The organism is Gracilibacillus sp. YIM 98692 (genome assembly GCF_010993965.1).
Classification (GTDB): Bacteria; Bacillota; Bacilli; order Bacillales; family Amphibacillaceae; genus Gracilibacillus.
Genome location: NZ_WIXM01000005.1, coordinates 167,763 through 184,366, shown reverse-complemented (window position 1 = coordinate 184,366; position 16,604 = coordinate 167,763). Strand labels below are relative to the sequence as shown.

The following is a 16,604-nucleotide window of genomic DNA, read 5'->3' as shown; positions in this document are numbered from 1 at the left end:
GCTAGTTCACTTTTTCAAAAAAAATAAATAGTAGAGGCCTCCGACTTCTAGATGGCTAGTCGGACAGCCTCCATAAACGTCGATCCGCTTTTAAATTACATCCTACTCATTAGCTACCTTATTTTTATTCACATTACTGCGCCCACTTAAAATTTCGGGAATATGAATATCTACTTCCTTCCCTTTTTCAGAAGATCGTAAAATACCATCGATAATCGCCTGGTTAATAACGATTTGTTCTCCTGGAATTGGTGCAGGCTTTTCTTCTTTGATTGCAACGACAAAATCACGCACTTTTTCTGCAAAGATATCAATGTTGTGTTTTTGAACCGGTATATCTGTATCCACATGATGGTTATTGATGTCATGATACAGGCTAATGGATCCAATTCCCCCATCCCAAACGCCGCTCCACGGGCCACTTCCAGCTGGCGTTAACTTAAGACCAGCATCTGTGCCAAGGAAGATAGTTGACCCAAGAGAGTCCATATGCATCGCCCATGAAATTTTAAAGTTAAGTACTTTTCCGCCTTCCAAACGTACCATTGCAATACCGAAATCTTCTACTTCGAACTTATCTGCCTCAGGATGGTAGTTTGGATTTGTGCCAAAGTGATTGGAAGTATAAGCAGATACTGTTAATGGTTTCGGATAACCTAAGACATTTAATGCTAAATCTAACGAATAGCATCCAATATCAGCCATCGCACCAGCACCGGCTAATTCTTTATTTATAAACGTACCAGTCGGCATTCCACGGCGACGTCCACCGCCAGTCTGTACATAATAAACATTTCCCAAGCGTCCAGATTGAACGATATCTTTGACTGCCTGCATGTTAGGGTCATATCTAGGCTGGAATCCAACAGACAACATCTTGTTTTGTTTTTTAGCTACTTGAACCATTTCCACACCTTGGTCGAGAGTTACTGCCAAAGGCTTTTCGACTAGAACATGTTTATCAGCCAGCAAGGAATCAATACTTGTGCTGTGGTGGGCAACATTTGGTGTGCAAATACTTACTCCGTCCAAATCCAGGTCTAATAGTTTTTTGTGATCGTCAAATGCTTGTGCATCCTTGATCTCTACCCTTTTAATAAATTCCTCTGCTTTTCCAGGAATAATATCGGCTACTCCAACAATTTGTACATCATCCATTTCTAGATAAGCTTTTGCATGTGCAGCTGCAATTCCACCACTACCAATAATTCCTATCCTAACCATTTGTTTCATTACCCTTCCCCTCTCTTATAATTCATCTATTTTACTTGTGTGTAGCTTGCTGATCGATAAATTCTCTCCGTCAATTGCACTACCTCTTTTGCAAATTGCCCTGGCACCAACACATCATGCTTTCCTAAAATAGCATCGACAAAGCTTTTGTCTTGATTTGTTGTTTTTTCTGGCAAGGAAGGTATGAACGGTTCTTCTCCTAATCTACGAATCGTAATTTTTCCATTTTCATAGAAAATAGCGCCATCTTCTCCGCAAAAAACATACGTTTCATGCCAGCATGGAGCATACCCTACGATATTTATCCCCACGACAACATCATTTTCGAAACGCATAGAGGTAAATGAATCTAATTCAACACTCGTGTTATGACATTCTATTTGTGACGTAACATCAATCGGAGATAAGCCAATTGTCCATAGTAAGACGTCAATAATATGACTTCCAGAGTCCATTAACATCCCGCCACCGGATAAATTAGGATTTTGACGCCATGTTCCTTCAGTGATTTGCTTCCACTCTTGATAGAGTGAAGCAGTTACAGATGTAAGCTTACCAAGCTTACCATTAGCAATCGCGTTACGAATAAATAGAAATTCAGGATCAAAATGACGTTGGTAAGACACTTGAAGAACCTTGCCTAATCTATCGGCCGCTTTCATCAGCTGTTGTGCCTCTTCTTCTGAACAAGCCATCGGTTTTTCGATTAACACATGACAACCATTATTCATCGCATCCATTGCTTGCTCAAAATGCAAGGTATGCGGCGAACAAATAATAACTGCATCCAACTTAATTGCAGCTAGCATCCCCTTGTGGTTACTGTATTGCTTCACATCTTCTAATTGAAATTTCGAAAGAATCGCATGTCGATTATTTTCACTTGGATCAGCTACAGAAACAATGTCAACATCAACAAGTTCCTTTAAATGTTTGACATGTAAATGAGCAATACCACCAGTTCCAATGATTCCAATACGTACTTTTTCCATTTTTCACTTCCTCAAAAGATTTTTTCATTCACTTCAGAAAAAGTAAATAAATAAAACGAAATACATTTTATTTTAGATATAGCTCAAGGTGCTCTTTTGCTTTTACAATTCCTTGCTTCTCAGCCTCTAACGAACCCCAATAACGATGATCTTCCAACTCAATGCTTACCGGACCTTGGTACCCTATCTTTTCTAAACGTATGGCAACTTTATCCCACTCTACTTCCCCATGTCCTGGAATTGTGTAACGCCAGGAACCTTCCGAAAAACCGTAATTCGGACCAAAAGTAGCTGGCAACACACCAAATTCATATAATTCATCCGATAGAATCTCTGTATCTTTTCCGTGACAATAATTGACATGATCACCAAACTCCGTTAATACGCGTAAGTAATCAATACCTAATCGAACTAAATGGGATGGATCATAATTAAGACCAAAGTGTTTAGATGGAATTTCATTGAACATCGCTCTTAGCATTTCCGGTGTACATCCAATCGTTGGATATTGCGGAGCCGGCCCCGGATATCCTTCCAAAGCGATATATATCCCTTTTTCCTCTGCATGCCTTACAATTTCAGGGAACGTTTCCCTCCAAATTTGAAAGCTTTCCTTGCGAGGTGTATGAACATCCTCAGGAATAAGGCACATAAACATTACCTTTCCACCTAACTCAGACATCTCTGTCATCTGTTGCTTAATGGTTTCAACCGCTTCTGCCCGTGAAGGTTCATTCTTGCTTAATAGTTTTGTGTTCCCAACAGCCCCTTTCCCATCAACAGATCCAATGTCGAGGCCATTTTCCTCACTTACTTTTTTTACTTCTTTCGTTAAATAAGGCACATCTAATACATCAAGGCCAATACTGCCAGCCCATTTCGCCACTCTTTCTATTCCCATATTTCCAATCTGAGGTGAAAGTCTCATACCAATTTGATAATTCATCATTAAGTCCTCCATATTGTAATTTAGTAATATATTAAAAATTAAACCTTACTATTTTTATTAAAGATACACTTATTTAATACCGCTAAATGTAATCCCTTGAATAAACGTCCGTTGCATAAAGAAGAATAAAATGATTATTGGTAGTGTCATCATCGTCGACACCGCCATCATTAGTCCCCATTCTGTACCTTTCTGACTTTGGAATTGCTGCAGCCCTAATGATAAGGTATATTGTGTTTCATCTGTTAAGTAGAGTAACGGCCCGATAAAATCAGTCCAAACATTCATAAATTGAAATAAACCAATCGCTAACACTGCAGGCTTCGCCAAAGGAAGCATGATCTGCCAGTAGATCCGAAACTCGCTAGCACCGTCAATTTTTGCAGCATCTCTCAATGTATCAGGAAGTCCCATGAAAAACTGTCGCATGAGGAAAATAGAAAATGGAACCCCGAAAAAGGCAGGAACAATTAATGGCAGCGGTGTACCAACCCAGCCGATCTTATTAAATAGCAAGAATAACGGTATCATTGTTACTTGCATTGGTATCATCATCACCGCTATTGTAATCGCAAACATGACATTGCGACCTTTCCATTCCAACTTAGCAAAACTATATGCAACTAATGGACACGAGAGAATAACACCAAGTGTACTTAATACGGTTATTAGCGTTGTATTTTTCAAGTACGTAAAAAAAGGAATATATTGTGTTGCGTCAACATAATTGCTCCATTGAAACGGATTAGGAATCCACTCAGGCGGAAAGGTAAACACCTGTGTAATTGGTTTTAAGGATGTCGATACCATCCACAAAAACGGAATGATGAAAAATACTGAAGCTAAAATCAAACAAATCTGAGCAATTGTTCTTTGAATATTTCTCTTCATTTTTGGCTGCATATGAATCGCACCTCCTTATTTGCCTTGATAGTGTACCCAACGTTTAGATGTAAGAAATATAACTGCCGTAAGAGCCATGATAATCACAAAGAGTATCCAAGCCATTGCCGATGCATATCCCATTTTGAAAAATTTAAAGGCATTGTCATATAAGTACATTACATAAAAAGTTAACGAGTTAGCCGGTGATCCCTGTCCTTGTGTTAATGTGTATGGCAATGTAAATTGTTGAAAGGCACCTATTGCTCCCATCACTAAATTAAAGAAAATAACTGGGGTCAATAACGGAAGGGTCACTTTCCATGTTTTTTGTAACCAATTAGCACCATCTACTTCAGCAGCCTCGTAAAATTCCTGCGGGATATCACCAAGACCAGCAAGATAAATGATGACCGGCTGACCAATTGCCCATAAAGACATTAAAACAAGGGAAGGCTTCGACCAGGTTTCACTACCTAGCCAATTCGGTCCTGTAATACCTACTACTTCTAACATGCCGTTCACTAGGCCAAATCCTGGATTTAACAACCACATCCACAACACAGCTAGTGCAACATGAGGTACAAGAGTAGGTAAAAAGAACATCGTACGGTAAATGGACATTCCTTTTACTTTCATATTCAGCATCATCGCTAAAGCAATACCTATAATAATGCTTAACGGAACAAAAAACACGGCAAAATAAATCGTATTGTAAATGGATTCCCAAAATAGGCCATCGTGTAGAAGATCACTGTAATTTTTAAATCCAACAAACTCACCCGGCTGCAAGATGCTATAAGTCGTAAAGCTAAAATAAATGGATGAAATTAACGGAAATGCATAAAATAACAACAAACCAATCACCCAAGGAGAAGCAAAAAGCCACCCTGGAATGGACGAGTTTTTCAACATTGCTCTTTTTTTTGGTTTAGCAAAAGATCCTTGCATTTGAGTTTGCATTGTAGAATTTTTAGTTACTTGTTTCATCATTAAACACCCTTTTTAAAATAATGAAGGGAGAATAGACTTCTCCCTTCATATATTTAGTTTAATTTTCAAGTGCTTCATTTACTTTGTCACTAACTTCTTCCAAGATCTCTTGTGGGGTTCCATTGTCACGAGTTGCATTCTCTACTGCATCAGCTAATTCATTCCAATAAAGAGAACCTTCGGTCATTACTGGACGTGCATTCGACTTCGGAAGAATATTAATAAACTCTGAAAATATGGAGTCATCTTTATAACCTAACTCTTCATTTACGGAATCAATGACTGAAAAGTCTCTGCTTGTTTCACTAAAAATCTTCTGGCCCTCTTCACCGCCAAAGAACTTCAAAAATTCCCAAGCAGCTTCCTGATTTTCTGCCCCTTTAGGCATAACTACGCTCCATCCACCAGACCAGGTCGTATGATCTTTACCAGTTGGAGTTGGCATAGGAGTAACACCATAATTTAAATCCGGTTTGAATTTTTCGATACTTGCAACACCAAAGTTACCGTCTACCTTCATACTTAGTTGACCTGTAAGGAATGGATCCATTGCCCCATCTCCTTGAGAATCTGTAAATCCAGCAATTTCTTCAACACCATACTTTTGCGCAAAATCGGTCATCCATTCAAGCGCTTCTACATTTTTAGGATGATCGGCAGTTGCAGTATTAGTAGATGGGTCATAAAAATCTCCGCCAAATGACCAACCCCATCCATAGAACCAGCCTTGACCATACCAAGGTATGAATCCAATTCGCTCAAATCGATTCCCTTCTTTGATTGTTAGTTTTTCAGCAGCCGCTTCCAATTCATCTATAGTCGTTGGTGGATTTTCCGGGTCTAAACCTACTTCATCAAAATGATCTTTATTGTAAAAAAGCAGCCTGGAATCTGTAGTTGTCGGGATACCGTATAGTCCACCCTCATAGCTAGCTTCTGCCCAAGCAAAATCATAATACTTATTTTTTGTAATTCCGTCATCTTCAGCAAAGTCTGTCAATTCTTCTAAAGATCCTTGTGCTGCCCATGAAGCTACCTCAAAACGGTCAAAGTATGCAACATCAGGCGGATTCCCCCCAGCTATTGCTGTTAGGAGCTTTTCATTTTGTCCTTCACCTTGGTTCGCAATATATGTTGCATCAATGTTAATATCAGGGTTTTGTTTTTCAAACGCTTCAATAACCTCTTCCACTGCATCACCAGATGTATCAGTCATTGGATGCCAAAATTTCACTGTAGTTTGACCCTCTTCATTACCCGAATCTGAATTATTATCAGAACCAGCCCCTTCCTCTGAAGAACAACCAACCAAAACTGCAAACGCCATCAATAACAAAAGAAGATTGCACTTTACAAGTTTTATCCTTGTTTTTCTCATAGGAAAAACCCCCTTAATTTAATTTTAGAAATAGATTGAGCTGAAATGAAATATTTCCCACTCCCCTCTTATTAATTTATATAAACAAAACTATATAAGTTTTGTCATACACTTTTTCACTTATTAATCTAATAACATGGTGACGAAATACAAAGGATGGAAAAATCAGACGGAAGGAATGTAAACGTATACAAAATGTTGTAAAAAATTAAATACTCTGCTTATATATGTAGATATATTAATTGATAGATATAAATAGATATATTTATATATCAACTTTATAATTTTTATGTGATTTTTCAAATCATTATTCCATTCGGTTAGTTTAATTTCCAAAATCATTTTTAAGTTCATTTAATGTAACCGTTACCATTTATTATACACACCATATAATTAGTGTCAATAGGTATATGTTAATATTTTATATCTGCGTATTGTTATATTGATATATCAATTACACTATTTATATATAACCTTTGGTGCCAATAGTCAAACTTTTATGTGAAAAAGTCGAATTTTAAGGTTTCTATTGATTCCAGCTTTACTACATACGGAAAATATTCAACAAATAGAGGGAAATTTAAAGGAATATCTGGTTCTCTAAATTCAAACCTTTCGAAAGTTAGGAATAAAAATCGAACCTAAAACGTTTATGCTAGTCTCTTCAAACATTAACCCTTTATTAAGGATTTCAAGAATATTCTCTTGACTCGCCATTACACCATTTTTGGTACTCTTATGCACATTCAAAAATCATTTATCAAATTACCGATGGCCCAATTGACCATGAATATGGCTTAATCAGTATCGATACAGAGTCCGTATGTATTTAAAATAAATATATAATAACGCATCTAACCAATATAAAAATAGCTCTTTTCTCTCTCTAGCATGATGAAAAGGAGGCTCCATATTTTGAAAACGATTATGATATCACTTGATTCTCTTCGAGCGAAAAGATTAGGATGCTACGGATATGCAAAACTAACAAGCCCTTATATGGATCATTTAGCTTCAGAAGGGGTTCTTTTTGAAAAGGCATTTGCATCGGACATACCAACTGAGGCCGTTCACACCTCGATTTTTACTGGAAAAGTAGGGCTTCGGACAGGAATTGTTTCACACGGTTCACAGTTAACCAATCTTCCTAAATCAACCGAATGGCTCCCTACCATGTTGCGTAAAGCAGGATTTACCACTGGAGCTGTCGATAACTTATACCAATTAAAAGAATGGTTTGCAAGAGGATTTCGTTACTATATTAATAGTGTTGGCAATACACGGTGGATAGACGGAGAAACCATAAACGAGCTGGCAAAGCCATGGCTTCGAGAACATAAAGACGAAGACTTTTTCTTATTTCTTCACTATTGGGATCCTCATACACCATACTTACCTCCCAAAGAATATGTAGATGAATTTTATGATCCAAGTAAAGACCCATTTGATAAACAAAATGATAGTATGAAACCAGCCTATAATCATTTAGCCTATCCGTTTTTTAAACACCATCACTTTGATTTGCTAGGTCCTGTTACAGATGCCGAATATGTGAATGCATTATACGACGCAGAAGTACGTTATTTAGACGATAAATTGAAAGAATTAGATGATTACCTAGAAGAATTAGGAATCAAAGAAGATACAATGCTGATTATTTTTGGTGATCATGGAGAAAGTTTAACAGAACATGATATTTATTGGGATCATTGCGGGCTTTATGACACAACAGTCCAAGTACCATTAATCATGAGATGGCCTAAACACATCCCACAAGGTAAACGTGTAAAAGGCTTAGTTCAACAAGTAGATCTGATGCCTACCTTATTTGAAGCTATTAATAAAGAGAAAGAATCGGACATTGATCCACTAACTCTTCCAGAAAATATTGATGGCAAAAGCCTATGGCCAGCCATTTTTGGAGAAGAAGAAGGGACAAAATCTAAAATTTATTTAAGTGAGTGTGCATGGCAAGCAGCACGAGGGGTACGTACGGAGCGATATAAATTTATCCGAACGATGGACAGCGGGCCTTTCACTCGGCCACCGAGGGAATTATATGATTTGTACACAGACCCAGAAGAAACGGTTAATCTTACTCACTCACATCGTCAAATGGCTGACCAATTCGAGCATGAACTAGATACATGGATAGAAGGCATTCTGCAAGGCAGAGAAGATCCAATGGAAAAGCAAATTACGCAAGAAGGATTACCTTTCCGTAGAAGAATTGAAAATATTCTCAGTGAAGTTGGACTTAGTTGGGAAGAATGGCTAAAGGATCCGTCCCATGAAAGGTTAGAAAGTCTTTTGAAAAAATAAAGAGAGTCTTACATCAATGTAGGGATCTTATGACGATTGTAATAAATTAATGAAACAGGTAATCATCTAGAATTGTAGATAATTACCTGTTTTTATTTTTCAATTACTTGGCTGTTCTTTGCTTTTGACAATATTCGTAAATGATAAATAAGCGGAACACATAATTAAAAAGGCAAACAAACTTGGTCCTAAAATGACAACCAATCCCAGAAAATTTCTTAGCGAAAAATAAAGGATAATGCATCCCGCAATCATCATTATAGTAGGAAGCGGGGAAACAATCATGGTTAGAAATGAGGTTTTTAACACTTTAATAACCGAAATATCATAATGAACAAAAACGGGGAATGTATATAAAAGAGTTAGGATATACATAAATGTGATAGCTGCAACGACATAAGTGAGAATGGTTATGAAGACACTAGCACTAGCATGTTGCAAAAGTTGAAAATCGATATATAACGTATAACCGATCATAAATAGAATTGATCCAAGTATATTACTCTTAAAGAAATCTTTTTTATAATAATTCCAGAAGTTCTTCAAAATTGGTAAATCTGTCTCTCCCATTATCCATATACGGAAAATAGCGAACATGGCAATGGTTGCTGGAAATATGCCCATCATAACCAAACCTAAAAAAGAAAAACAGATCCATAACAGATTCACATAAGCAAACTTCAATATCCATTCCGGTATTTTTAATATTCCAAAACTGCCCATGATTTCACCCCTCTATGTATTTGCTTAACTGTTAATAAACTTAGGTAAGTTTGCTAAAGGATCGTTGCTTTTAAAAAGAACGCTTCTTATACCAGTTTGTCGCTGATTCTTCTACTAAAACTATCGATAGAGCGCTTCTTATGGCTGTTTAACGCTGATTCTTCTACTAAAACTATCGATAGAGCACTTCTTATACCAGTTTGTCGCTGATTCTTCTACTAAAACTATCGATAGAGCACTTCTTATGGCAGTTTAACGCTGATTCTTCTGCTAAACTACCGATAGAGCACTTCTCATGGCAGTTTAACGCTGAATCTTTTGCTAAAACTACCGATAGAGCGCTTCTCATGGCAGTTTAACGCTAAATCTTCTACTAAACTACCGATAGAACGCTTCTCATGGCAGTTTAACGCTGAATCTTCTGCTAAAACTACCGATAGAGCACTTCTTATGGCAGTTTAACGCTGATTCTTCTGCTAAAACTATCGATAGAGCACTTCTGATTAAATGAAGGAGGATCTACCTGATGGCAGATCCTTTTATTTGGCTTGTATTTTTCTAGCGTTTGAAATTGAACCAAGATATAACTTATCATAGGCTTCTTGAGACGACTTCAACGGCGCTTCATCTAGTCCGTGGTAATGAATATTCGTGTACATTGGATTTATTCTACCCGTCTCCGCTTCACGCTTCGCAATATAATCTTCCATTCTTTGTTGCAATAGCTTCACTACCTCAGGCTCCTGATCCGCTACGTTATGATTTTCCTCAGGATCCTTCACTAAATTATATAATTCTATCTCTGGTTTAAAATGAAAATCCGGTTCTAACGCTTGAATCAACTTCCATTCTGGGGTACGCCACCCGTGCTTTCTCATCCATGTACACTCTGTTATATAAAACTCTGATACAGGAGCCAACTTGTCCCCTTTCAAAGGACGAGCTAAACTCTGACCATTAAATGCTAAATCTGTTTCGATGCCTAACAATTCTAAGATGGTCGGTGTCACGTCTTGTATCACCGTAGTATCTGAAATGCGTTTGCCTTCTGGTAATTTCCCAGGAAATTTTAGAATCAGTGGCACAACTAAACAATTGTCATACATGCCGTGATGGTCAAAATAACATTCATGCTCATACAAGGTCTCTCCATGATCAGAGGTCAAAACAATCAGGGTCTCCTCTTCGATGCCAAGCTCTTCTACGGTTGCAAATATATTTTGAATACAGGCATCCATATAAGCTATGGCACCTTCATATTGTGCACATACATATTTCTCGTCTGTCACTCCTTCTGGAATCCATGACTTAAAAAAGTCCGCATGTGGCTTGAAATTATAGACAGGTTCCATTGACTTGTTTGCTGGATCCTTTTCATCTCCATCGTAAAACATTCTTTCAAATGGTTTTGGCGGAAGATATGGCGAATGTGGATCCATATGTCTTAAAAATAGAAAGAAAGGCTTGTCTTCCTGGTTCAATCGCTTCAATTCAGGAATGGCCACCTCATTCAAATTATCCGCTTTTGGGCACCTTCCTGTTTCATCAGGCTGCCATGCTTCGTAATCTAAGTATTTTTGGAACCCTCTTGAAGAAGGGTTATTAGAAAAACCAACGCATGTCGTATTATAGCCGTTTTCGTCTAGTATTTCTGGTAATGTTTTAACATGGTTTCCTAAGCCACCCTGATGCCGTAGTGCTACTACATCTGTACCGAAACAATCCATACCTGTAAGCATCGATGCGTATGCTGGTGTAGTTGGGATACTAGGGCTAAAATGATTTTCAAACAGAACTCCTTGACTCGCAATTTTATCCATATGAGGAGTTGTTAATCGATGATACCCATAACTACTCATATAATCACGTCTTAAGCTATCTATTCCAAAAACAATAACATTTGGCTGTTTTTTCATAAAAATCCTCCTTTAATAGGTTTATACCTTTGATACTTCACTAGATAATGGATGATTTGGCACAGCTAGGAACTCTTCTCTCTCCATCGCCTCTACATTACTTTGATCACGATATTTCCCTGGTGAACAACCGACCTTTCGAGTAAATAATCGAGTGAAAAATGCGGGGTCATCATAGCCTACATCCATAGCAATCGATATGACCTTTTCGTTCGTCTCGGTTAATAGTTTCATTGCTCTCGTGATACGTATATGGTGGATAAATTCAATGACGGTCTTACCTGTCTCTGCTTTAAAAATCCGATTCAAATGACGAGGGCTAATATTGAATAATTCAGATAAATTAGATATCGTTAACTTTTGGTCATAATGCCTTTCCAAATAACCGCAAATCCGTTGAATGAACATTTTTCTTTCATGCGTTTTGACATTTAATTGTTCCGTCGTAACATTGCGCCTCACGTAAATTCTAGATAATAAGATGAGCAGTTGGACTAATTGCAAACGAATTAATGGAGAATACCCATTCCGCTTACTCTCAAATTCATCCGAAAGGTCCTCTAATCTAGTACGTATATCCTCTGCTTCTTGCCCTCTTAAATTCAAGCAACGGTGAAACCGCTCACACTTTTCTAAAAATGGATGAACATAGAAGTAATCCATAGATTCTGAGATTCCTAATCCTCGAAGCCACACTTCATCAAATAAGCTTGGCATAAAGAGACAATTTATGATTCCTAATTTACGATCACTCTTAACTTTATAGGTGTGTACCTCTCCCGGATTAATGATAAAGACATCACCTTTTGATAGAGGATAAAGCTCCCCTTCAAAAATATGCTCTGCTTCCCCTTCTGTCACATAAACTAATTCGATAAAATCATGTGCATGTATTGGTGGAGTATTCCGAGCTGTATGAACTTTGTAGTTGATCCAGAATGGGAATTCTTCTTCCTTCATAAACTCGCTGCTTTTCATTCTCAATACTCATCCCGCCCCTTTATTTCAAAATGTTTGTGAAATTACAGAGGTGTCATACAGTCAGTATCTTTATTACTTGTCTTCTGTGGAATACGCCATTGTTGTAAACAAAGCAAGCGCTTCTTGAGAAGTATCTAACCTGCTATGTTGAACGATAATGGGAACAGAACTATTTACTTCAATAGCATATGGAACTCCTCTTGGAACTTGGTTACCATATTGATCCGTTAATTTATCTAATCGAATATGATGGGTTCGTTTCGCACCACATTCTGTCACAAATGCATCCATTGGATCGCGATCCTCGAAATAAAAAGTTAAATGGATGGTTGCGGCTTCATCTCCTAAATTCAGCACACATACCGCTTCGTGGCTGACTTCATCCCCTGTACTTTTAGGCTGTAAAAAGCCATCTGGGATAATCCACTTCTTTTTACCAGTCATAGCATGATCTCCTTACCTGTTTTCGGTACTTCTATTACTTTTCCATTAGCCATCTGTGATTGGATAGCTGCTTCGATTACTTCCTGTCCTGCTAAAGCATGCGCTCCAGAAGCTTCCATCTTGTCCGGTTCCACCCCTTCTTGCACTTGCTTCACAAAATGATCCAATCTATTTTTAAATGTCTCTTGGAAACTTCCAACCCCAGTCATGATAGAATTACGAAGAACTAACAATTCATCACTGTCATGTGGATAGAAAGTGAAATTTTCATAAACATTATCAATGACAAATCGTCCCTGATTCCCTGCCACTTCACAGTATTCGATTGGATGGCGGCCAGCCATGTCGTAACTGCCAGTTAAATGACCAACAGCACCAGAAGCAAACTCTAGATTAATAGAAGCAGTCGACCAAATACTTCTTCCAGGGGCTTTCGTCATAAAGGCTTGCACACGTTTAATATCACCAGCAAAATAGCGCATGACATCAACAGAATGTGGGTGAAGTGCCCGTAAATGGAACCATGGACTCGTTTCTTTTGGATTTTGAATGGTTAACTTCATATTTAAAAATAGAAGCCTACCTAAATCCCCTTTATCGATTAACTCTTTTCCTTTGTAAGCAGCTGGAACAAAGCGGTGATTCAAGTTGCTTACTAAGCGAACATTTTTCTTGGCAGCAAGACGAACCATTGACCTAGCTTCTTCTATATTATTGGATATCGGCTTTTCCACTAACACATCTTTCCCTGCCTCTATCGCCATTACAGCAGGTCTATAGTGATCACCTCCATTTTCTTCTCCAGCCGTTGCGATACTAACAATATCAATCTCTTCCTTTTCTAGCATTGTTCCCATGTCCTGATAAGCTTGTGTTCCGTAAAGATCAGCCATTGCCTGAGCACGCTCTTCTATTAAGTCACAAGCCGCTACTAATACAACATTTGGATTTTCACTATAATACCTGCAATGAATTTTTCCGATATTTCCAACACCTACAACCGCCACTTTTAGCATTGTAATTCCTCCCTCTTTTCCTTTGCCTCTTCAAATAAACGACTTAGATAACCACGACTTTCAGCTGCAATAGCTGTAACTTCCGGTAAGGCATAGTCTTTTGCCCCAATAATTTCAAGCACTGTAGCACCTTGATAATCTATTTCCACCATCTTATCGACCACTTCTTTTAGAGGAACGGTTCCTCTTCCAGCTGTTTGAAATTCAGGAGCAGAAATCTTTAATTGTTCCATATATGTGTCACGGATGTGAGAATGAATAATATGGTCTGAAAGGGATTCAATTGCTGCAACAGGATCATCCCCAACACGGCCAACATGTGTAGCATCAAAATTCAGCCCCAAAGCTGGATGCTTAACTTCATCCATTAGTCGAAGGGCCGTTTTCGTGTTGTAAATACTTTGACCATAATGTAGTTTTAATGCATAGCGTATCCCAACATCACTAGCAGCTTGCGCTAATTCTTCAATTGCTCGAATGGAAGCCTCTGTACTTTCTTCATCATCAGATTTCCCAGCACTTCCTGTTGTTACCATTGGAATACCAAGCTTAGCAGCCCGTTCAAAAACCCTTTTCGTTCTCTCACGATTTTCCGGAACGAGTATATTAGTGGCCGCTTCTACACAATAGAGATCAAGCCCGGCCTCCTCGACCATTTTCCGTATTTCAGCAAGTTCAGCTTCAGTTGCTGTATCAGTTAAGTGTTCTACCATTCCAACAATAGATGATAATTCCATCCCGTCATAGCCACTGAATTTGATGTATTGGATAGCTGTTTGTAAATCATACCCACTAAAAAGAACTGAATTTACGCCTAACTTCATTTTCCTTCCTCCTCACTAGTAAATAGAACGCTTACATAAAAGTTTAGAATCCTCTTAAATATAATCTATTTCGATTAATTAAAATGATAAAGGTTAATAAATAAGCTTTCATGGTCCATCAAGCCTTCGCTTAGGTCAATCGGGACAACAATAAAAAGCAGATTAACCCTTTACAGCTCCGGCTGTCATTCCATCTACAATCTTCTTGTTAAAGAAAATAAATAAAACAAGCGGCGGGATCGAGATTAATATTACGTCTGCAAACAACAAGTGATAGGATGTTCCGTAAATTCCTGTAAAATTGTAAAGAGTTAGTTGTACCGTAGCGTTTTCAGCTCCTGGAAAGAAGTACAACATGTTTTCAAAGTCATTATAGATTTGAATAGAAGACAATACGATAACCGTTGATGTTACGGGTTTTAGTAATGGAAAGATGATTTTAAAGAATAAATTAATAGGTCCACACCCATCCATTAGAGCTGCTTCATCTAGCTCACGAGGAATGGTTGCAACAAAGGCTGTATACAACAAACAAGCAAACGAAAAATGCAAGGCGGACTCTAGGGAAATAATCCCTGGAAATGTCTTAAATAACCCAAGGTTTTGCAGCACCCAAATAGTGGGTACAATGGTCGGCGGAATCATTAAACCTACTAAAATAACATAATTCAGTCTTTTGGCCATTCCTTGCCTGCGCGAAAGAATAAAACCAGCCATAGAACAAATCAAAATAATGACTGTAATCGAGGATACCGTAATAATAGAACTATTTATAAAAGCCCTTATCACAATACCATCATTTAGCATGAGAACTTCTTTATAATTCGCTAAAAACTGAAACGTTTCCGGCCAAGCTAAACTCAACTCTGCTGCAGCTGCACTATCTTTCATGGAATTAATAATAACGAAATAAAATGGTATCCCAAAAAAGATAATCGCAAACAGAACGGCTATACTCTCAAGAGCAAATAATCCCTTTCGTACTTTTTTCTTCTCTGCCATCGTATCAAGTGGCATAGACGAATCCTTTTGATATGCTTGATCCATAACATCTCCTTGTTTAGAACTCATAGATCCACCTCTTTCCGGTTCAGAAGTTTAAAGATTGGAAAGGCAATTAAACCAACAAATAAAAACAATAAAACATTACCAGCTGTCGCAAGACCAAAAAAGCCACTTGCATATTGCTTATACACAATCGAGGCAAGAAGGTCGGTACTGAATCCTGGTCCACCACCAGTCATCGCCCACACTAAATCAAAAGTACGTAAACCACCGATAAGTGCAAGGATAACCACTGTATTTAACGCTGGCCTGGACAGTGGCAACGTAATATGGAAAAACGATTGAATAGCATTTCCACCATCAATCTTAAGTGCCTCATAATAGTGAGTTGGTATGGCCATAATCCCTGCAATAAAAATAACAGTGGCAATACCGACACCTTTCCAAATATCGGTCATGGCGACAGATAATAAAGCAATCTTTGCATCACCAAGCCAATTCGGTCCATCAATTCCTACCAAAGCTAACGTTTTATTAATGACACCATTCGTAGGATGCATCATGGCACTAAAGGTAAACCCTACGGCAATGGTACTTAGCAATGCAGGGAAAAAAACGATTGATCTTAAAAAATCCTTATTGCGAATTTTTGAACAGAGAAACACAGCAAGGATTAAACCAAGCACAACTTTCCCGCCCATAGTAGTAAATGCATAAATCAAGGTGTTCCGAAACCCAATCCGCAGTGATGGTTCTTGAAAAAACTGAATAAAGTTTTCGAACCAGATAAACTCCCAATCATCCAATGTCCACCAAGTCATACTATAAAAGAAAGCCATCGAAGTCGGAAACAAGAAAAAGGTACAATAAACAAGTGCTGCAGGAATAAGAAAAGCTAAAGGATACATATTTCTGGTTGAACTGTTCATCCTATCATCTCCTTTCG

The 16,604-nt window shown here is 38.0% G+C and carries 15 protein-coding genes; 1 reads left to right on the top strand and 14 read right to left on the bottom strand.

Translation table 11 applies throughout. The annotated features are described in order from the left end of the window. Window positions 1–102: 102 nt before the first annotated feature. The 6 genes from GHD00_RS07585 to GHD00_RS07560 all read right to left on the bottom strand — a co-directional run bounded on the left by GHD00_RS07585 (window position 103) and on the right by GHD00_RS07560 (window position 6,427). Window positions 103–1,233, bottom strand: coding sequence for a Gfo/Idh/MocA family protein (locus tag GHD00_RS07585; protein ID WP_163537547.1), 1,131 nt, complete (start codon window positions 1,231–1,233; stop codon window positions 103–105). Between the two features lie 26 nt (window positions 1,234–1,259). Continuing rightward, on the bottom strand, window positions 1,260–2,225 hold the full coding sequence (locus GHD00_RS07580) for a Gfo/Idh/MocA family protein (RefSeq protein ID WP_163537546.1): 966 nt from the start codon (window positions 2,223–2,225) through the stop codon (window positions 1,260–1,262). Window positions 2,226–2,292: 67 nt separating this feature from the next. After that, window positions 2,293–3,171: a sugar phosphate isomerase/epimerase family protein gene (locus GHD00_RS07575; protein ID WP_163537545.1), complete on the bottom strand. Its 879-nt coding sequence runs from the start codon at window positions 3,169–3,171 to the stop codon at window positions 2,293–2,295. Between the two features lie 72 nt (window positions 3,172–3,243). Continuing rightward, window positions 3,244–4,077: a carbohydrate ABC transporter permease gene (locus GHD00_RS07570; RefSeq protein ID WP_163537544.1), complete on the bottom strand. Its 834-nt coding sequence runs from the start codon at window positions 4,075–4,077 to the stop codon at window positions 3,244–3,246. Window positions 4,078–4,092: 15 nt separating this feature from the next. Continuing rightward, window positions 4,093–5,007, bottom strand: a complete 915-nt coding sequence (locus GHD00_RS07565; protein WP_205600728.1) for a carbohydrate ABC transporter permease — start codon at window positions 5,005–5,007, stop codon at window positions 4,093–4,095. 100 nt (window positions 5,008–5,107) lie between these two features. Next, window positions 5,108–6,427, bottom strand: coding sequence for an ABC transporter substrate-binding protein (locus tag GHD00_RS07560; RefSeq protein WP_240468639.1), 1,320 nt, complete (start codon window positions 6,425–6,427; stop codon window positions 5,108–5,110). Window positions 6,428–7,342: 915 nt separating this feature from the next. Here GHD00_RS07560 and GHD00_RS07555 point away from each other — a divergent pair. After that, the gene (locus GHD00_RS07555) at window positions 7,343–8,749 is read left to right on the top strand and encodes a sulfatase family protein (RefSeq protein WP_163537543.1); all 1,407 of its coding nucleotides are present in this window, start codon (window positions 7,343–7,345) and stop codon (window positions 8,747–8,749) included. A gap of 99 nt (window positions 8,750–8,848) precedes the next feature. On the opposite strand, the gene GHD00_RS07550 is transcribed toward GHD00_RS07555, so the two are convergent. From GHD00_RS07550 to GHD00_RS07515, 8 genes are all read right to left on the bottom strand, one after another. After that, window positions 8,849–9,472, bottom strand: a complete 624-nt coding sequence (locus GHD00_RS07550; RefSeq protein WP_163537542.1) for a YesL family protein — start codon at window positions 9,470–9,472, stop codon at window positions 8,849–8,851. A gap of 539 nt (window positions 9,473–10,011) precedes the next feature. Continuing rightward, window positions 10,012–11,388: a sulfatase family protein gene (locus GHD00_RS07545; RefSeq protein ID WP_163537541.1), complete on the bottom strand. Its 1,377-nt coding sequence runs from the start codon at window positions 11,386–11,388 to the stop codon at window positions 10,012–10,014. A 21-nt stretch (window positions 11,389–11,409) separates the two neighbouring features. Beyond that, the gene (locus GHD00_RS07540) at window positions 11,410–12,366 is read right to left on the bottom strand and encodes an AraC family transcriptional regulator (RefSeq protein WP_163537540.1); all 957 of its coding nucleotides are present in this window, start codon (window positions 12,364–12,366) and stop codon (window positions 11,410–11,412) included. 75 nt (window positions 12,367–12,441) lie between these two features. Further along, on the bottom strand, window positions 12,442–12,813 hold the full coding sequence (locus GHD00_RS07535) for a sensory rhodopsin transducer (protein WP_163537539.1): 372 nt from the start codon (window positions 12,811–12,813) through the stop codon (window positions 12,442–12,444). After that, window positions 12,810–13,829, bottom strand: coding sequence for a Gfo/Idh/MocA family protein (locus tag GHD00_RS07530; protein ID WP_163537538.1), 1,020 nt, complete (start codon window positions 13,827–13,829; stop codon window positions 12,810–12,812). Before GHD00_RS07530 ends, GHD00_RS07535 begins: the two co-directional genes overlap by 4 nt. Further along, window positions 13,823–14,653, bottom strand: coding sequence for a sugar phosphate isomerase/epimerase family protein (locus GHD00_RS07525; protein WP_163537537.1), 831 nt, complete (start codon window positions 14,651–14,653; stop codon window positions 13,823–13,825). Before GHD00_RS07525 ends, GHD00_RS07530 begins: the two co-directional genes overlap by 7 nt. A 162-nt stretch (window positions 14,654–14,815) precedes the next feature. After that, a complete protein-coding gene (locus GHD00_RS07520) occupies window positions 14,816–15,724 on the bottom strand; it encodes a carbohydrate ABC transporter permease (RefSeq protein WP_240468638.1) in 909 nt (302 codons plus the stop codon). Further along, window positions 15,721–16,587 carry a carbohydrate ABC transporter permease gene (locus GHD00_RS07515; RefSeq protein WP_163537536.1) on the bottom strand — a complete coding sequence of 289 codons (867 nt, stop codon included), beginning with the start codon at window positions 16,585–16,587 and terminating at the stop codon, window positions 15,721–15,723. The genes GHD00_RS07520 and GHD00_RS07515 overlap by 4 nt, the downstream gene beginning before the upstream one ends. Between the last annotated feature and the right edge of the window lie 17 nt (window positions 16,588–16,604).

Bases quoted from the DNA above. Each gene is read 5' to 3' on its own strand.
- GHD00_RS07545 (WP_163537541.1), bottom strand. From the start codon at position 11,388: ATGAAAAAACAGCCAAATGTTATTGTTTTTGGAATAGATAGCTTAAGA.
- GHD00_RS07520 (WP_240468638.1), bottom strand. From the start codon at position 15,724: ATGAGTTCTAAACAAGGAGATGTTATGGATCAAGCATATCAAAAGGAT.
- GHD00_RS07515 (WP_163537536.1), bottom strand. From the start codon at position 16,587: ATGAACAGTTCAACCAGAAATATGTATCCTTTAGCTTTTCTTATTCCT.
- GHD00_RS07585 (WP_163537547.1), bottom strand. From the start codon at position 1,233: ATGAAACAAATGGTTAGGATAGGAATTATTGGTAGTGGTGGAATTGCA.
- GHD00_RS07540 (WP_163537540.1), bottom strand. From the start codon at position 12,366: ATGAAAAGCAGCGAGTTTATGAAGGAAGAAGAATTCCCATTCTGGATC.
- GHD00_RS07535 (WP_163537539.1), bottom strand. From the start codon at position 12,813: ATGACTGGTAAAAAGAAGTGGATTATCCCAGATGGCTTTTTACAGCCT.
- GHD00_RS07570 (WP_163537544.1), bottom strand. From the start codon at position 4,077: ATGCAGCCAAAAATGAAGAGAAATATTCAAAGAACAATTGCTCAGATT.
- GHD00_RS07560 (WP_240468639.1), bottom strand. From the start codon at position 6,427: ATGAGAAAAACAAGGATAAAACTTGTAAAGTGCAATCTTCTTTTGTTA.
- GHD00_RS07580 (WP_163537546.1), bottom strand. From the start codon at position 2,225: ATGGAAAAAGTACGTATTGGAATCATTGGAACTGGTGGTATTGCTCAT.
- GHD00_RS07525 (WP_163537537.1), bottom strand. From the start codon at position 14,653: ATGAAGTTAGGCGTAAATTCAGTTCTTTTTAGTGGGTATGATTTACAA.
- GHD00_RS07565 (WP_205600728.1), bottom strand. From the start codon at position 5,007: ATGCAAGGATCTTTTGCTAAACCAAAAAAAAGAGCAATGTTGAAAAAC.
- GHD00_RS07575 (WP_163537545.1), bottom strand. From the start codon at position 3,171: ATGAATTATCAAATTGGTATGAGACTTTCACCTCAGATTGGAAATATG.
- GHD00_RS07550 (WP_163537542.1), bottom strand. From the start codon at position 9,472: ATGGGCAGTTTTGGAATATTAAAAATACCGGAATGGATATTGAAGTTT.
- GHD00_RS07530 (WP_163537538.1), bottom strand. From the start codon at position 13,829: ATGCTAAAAGTGGCGGTTGTAGGTGTTGGAAATATCGGAAAAATTCAT.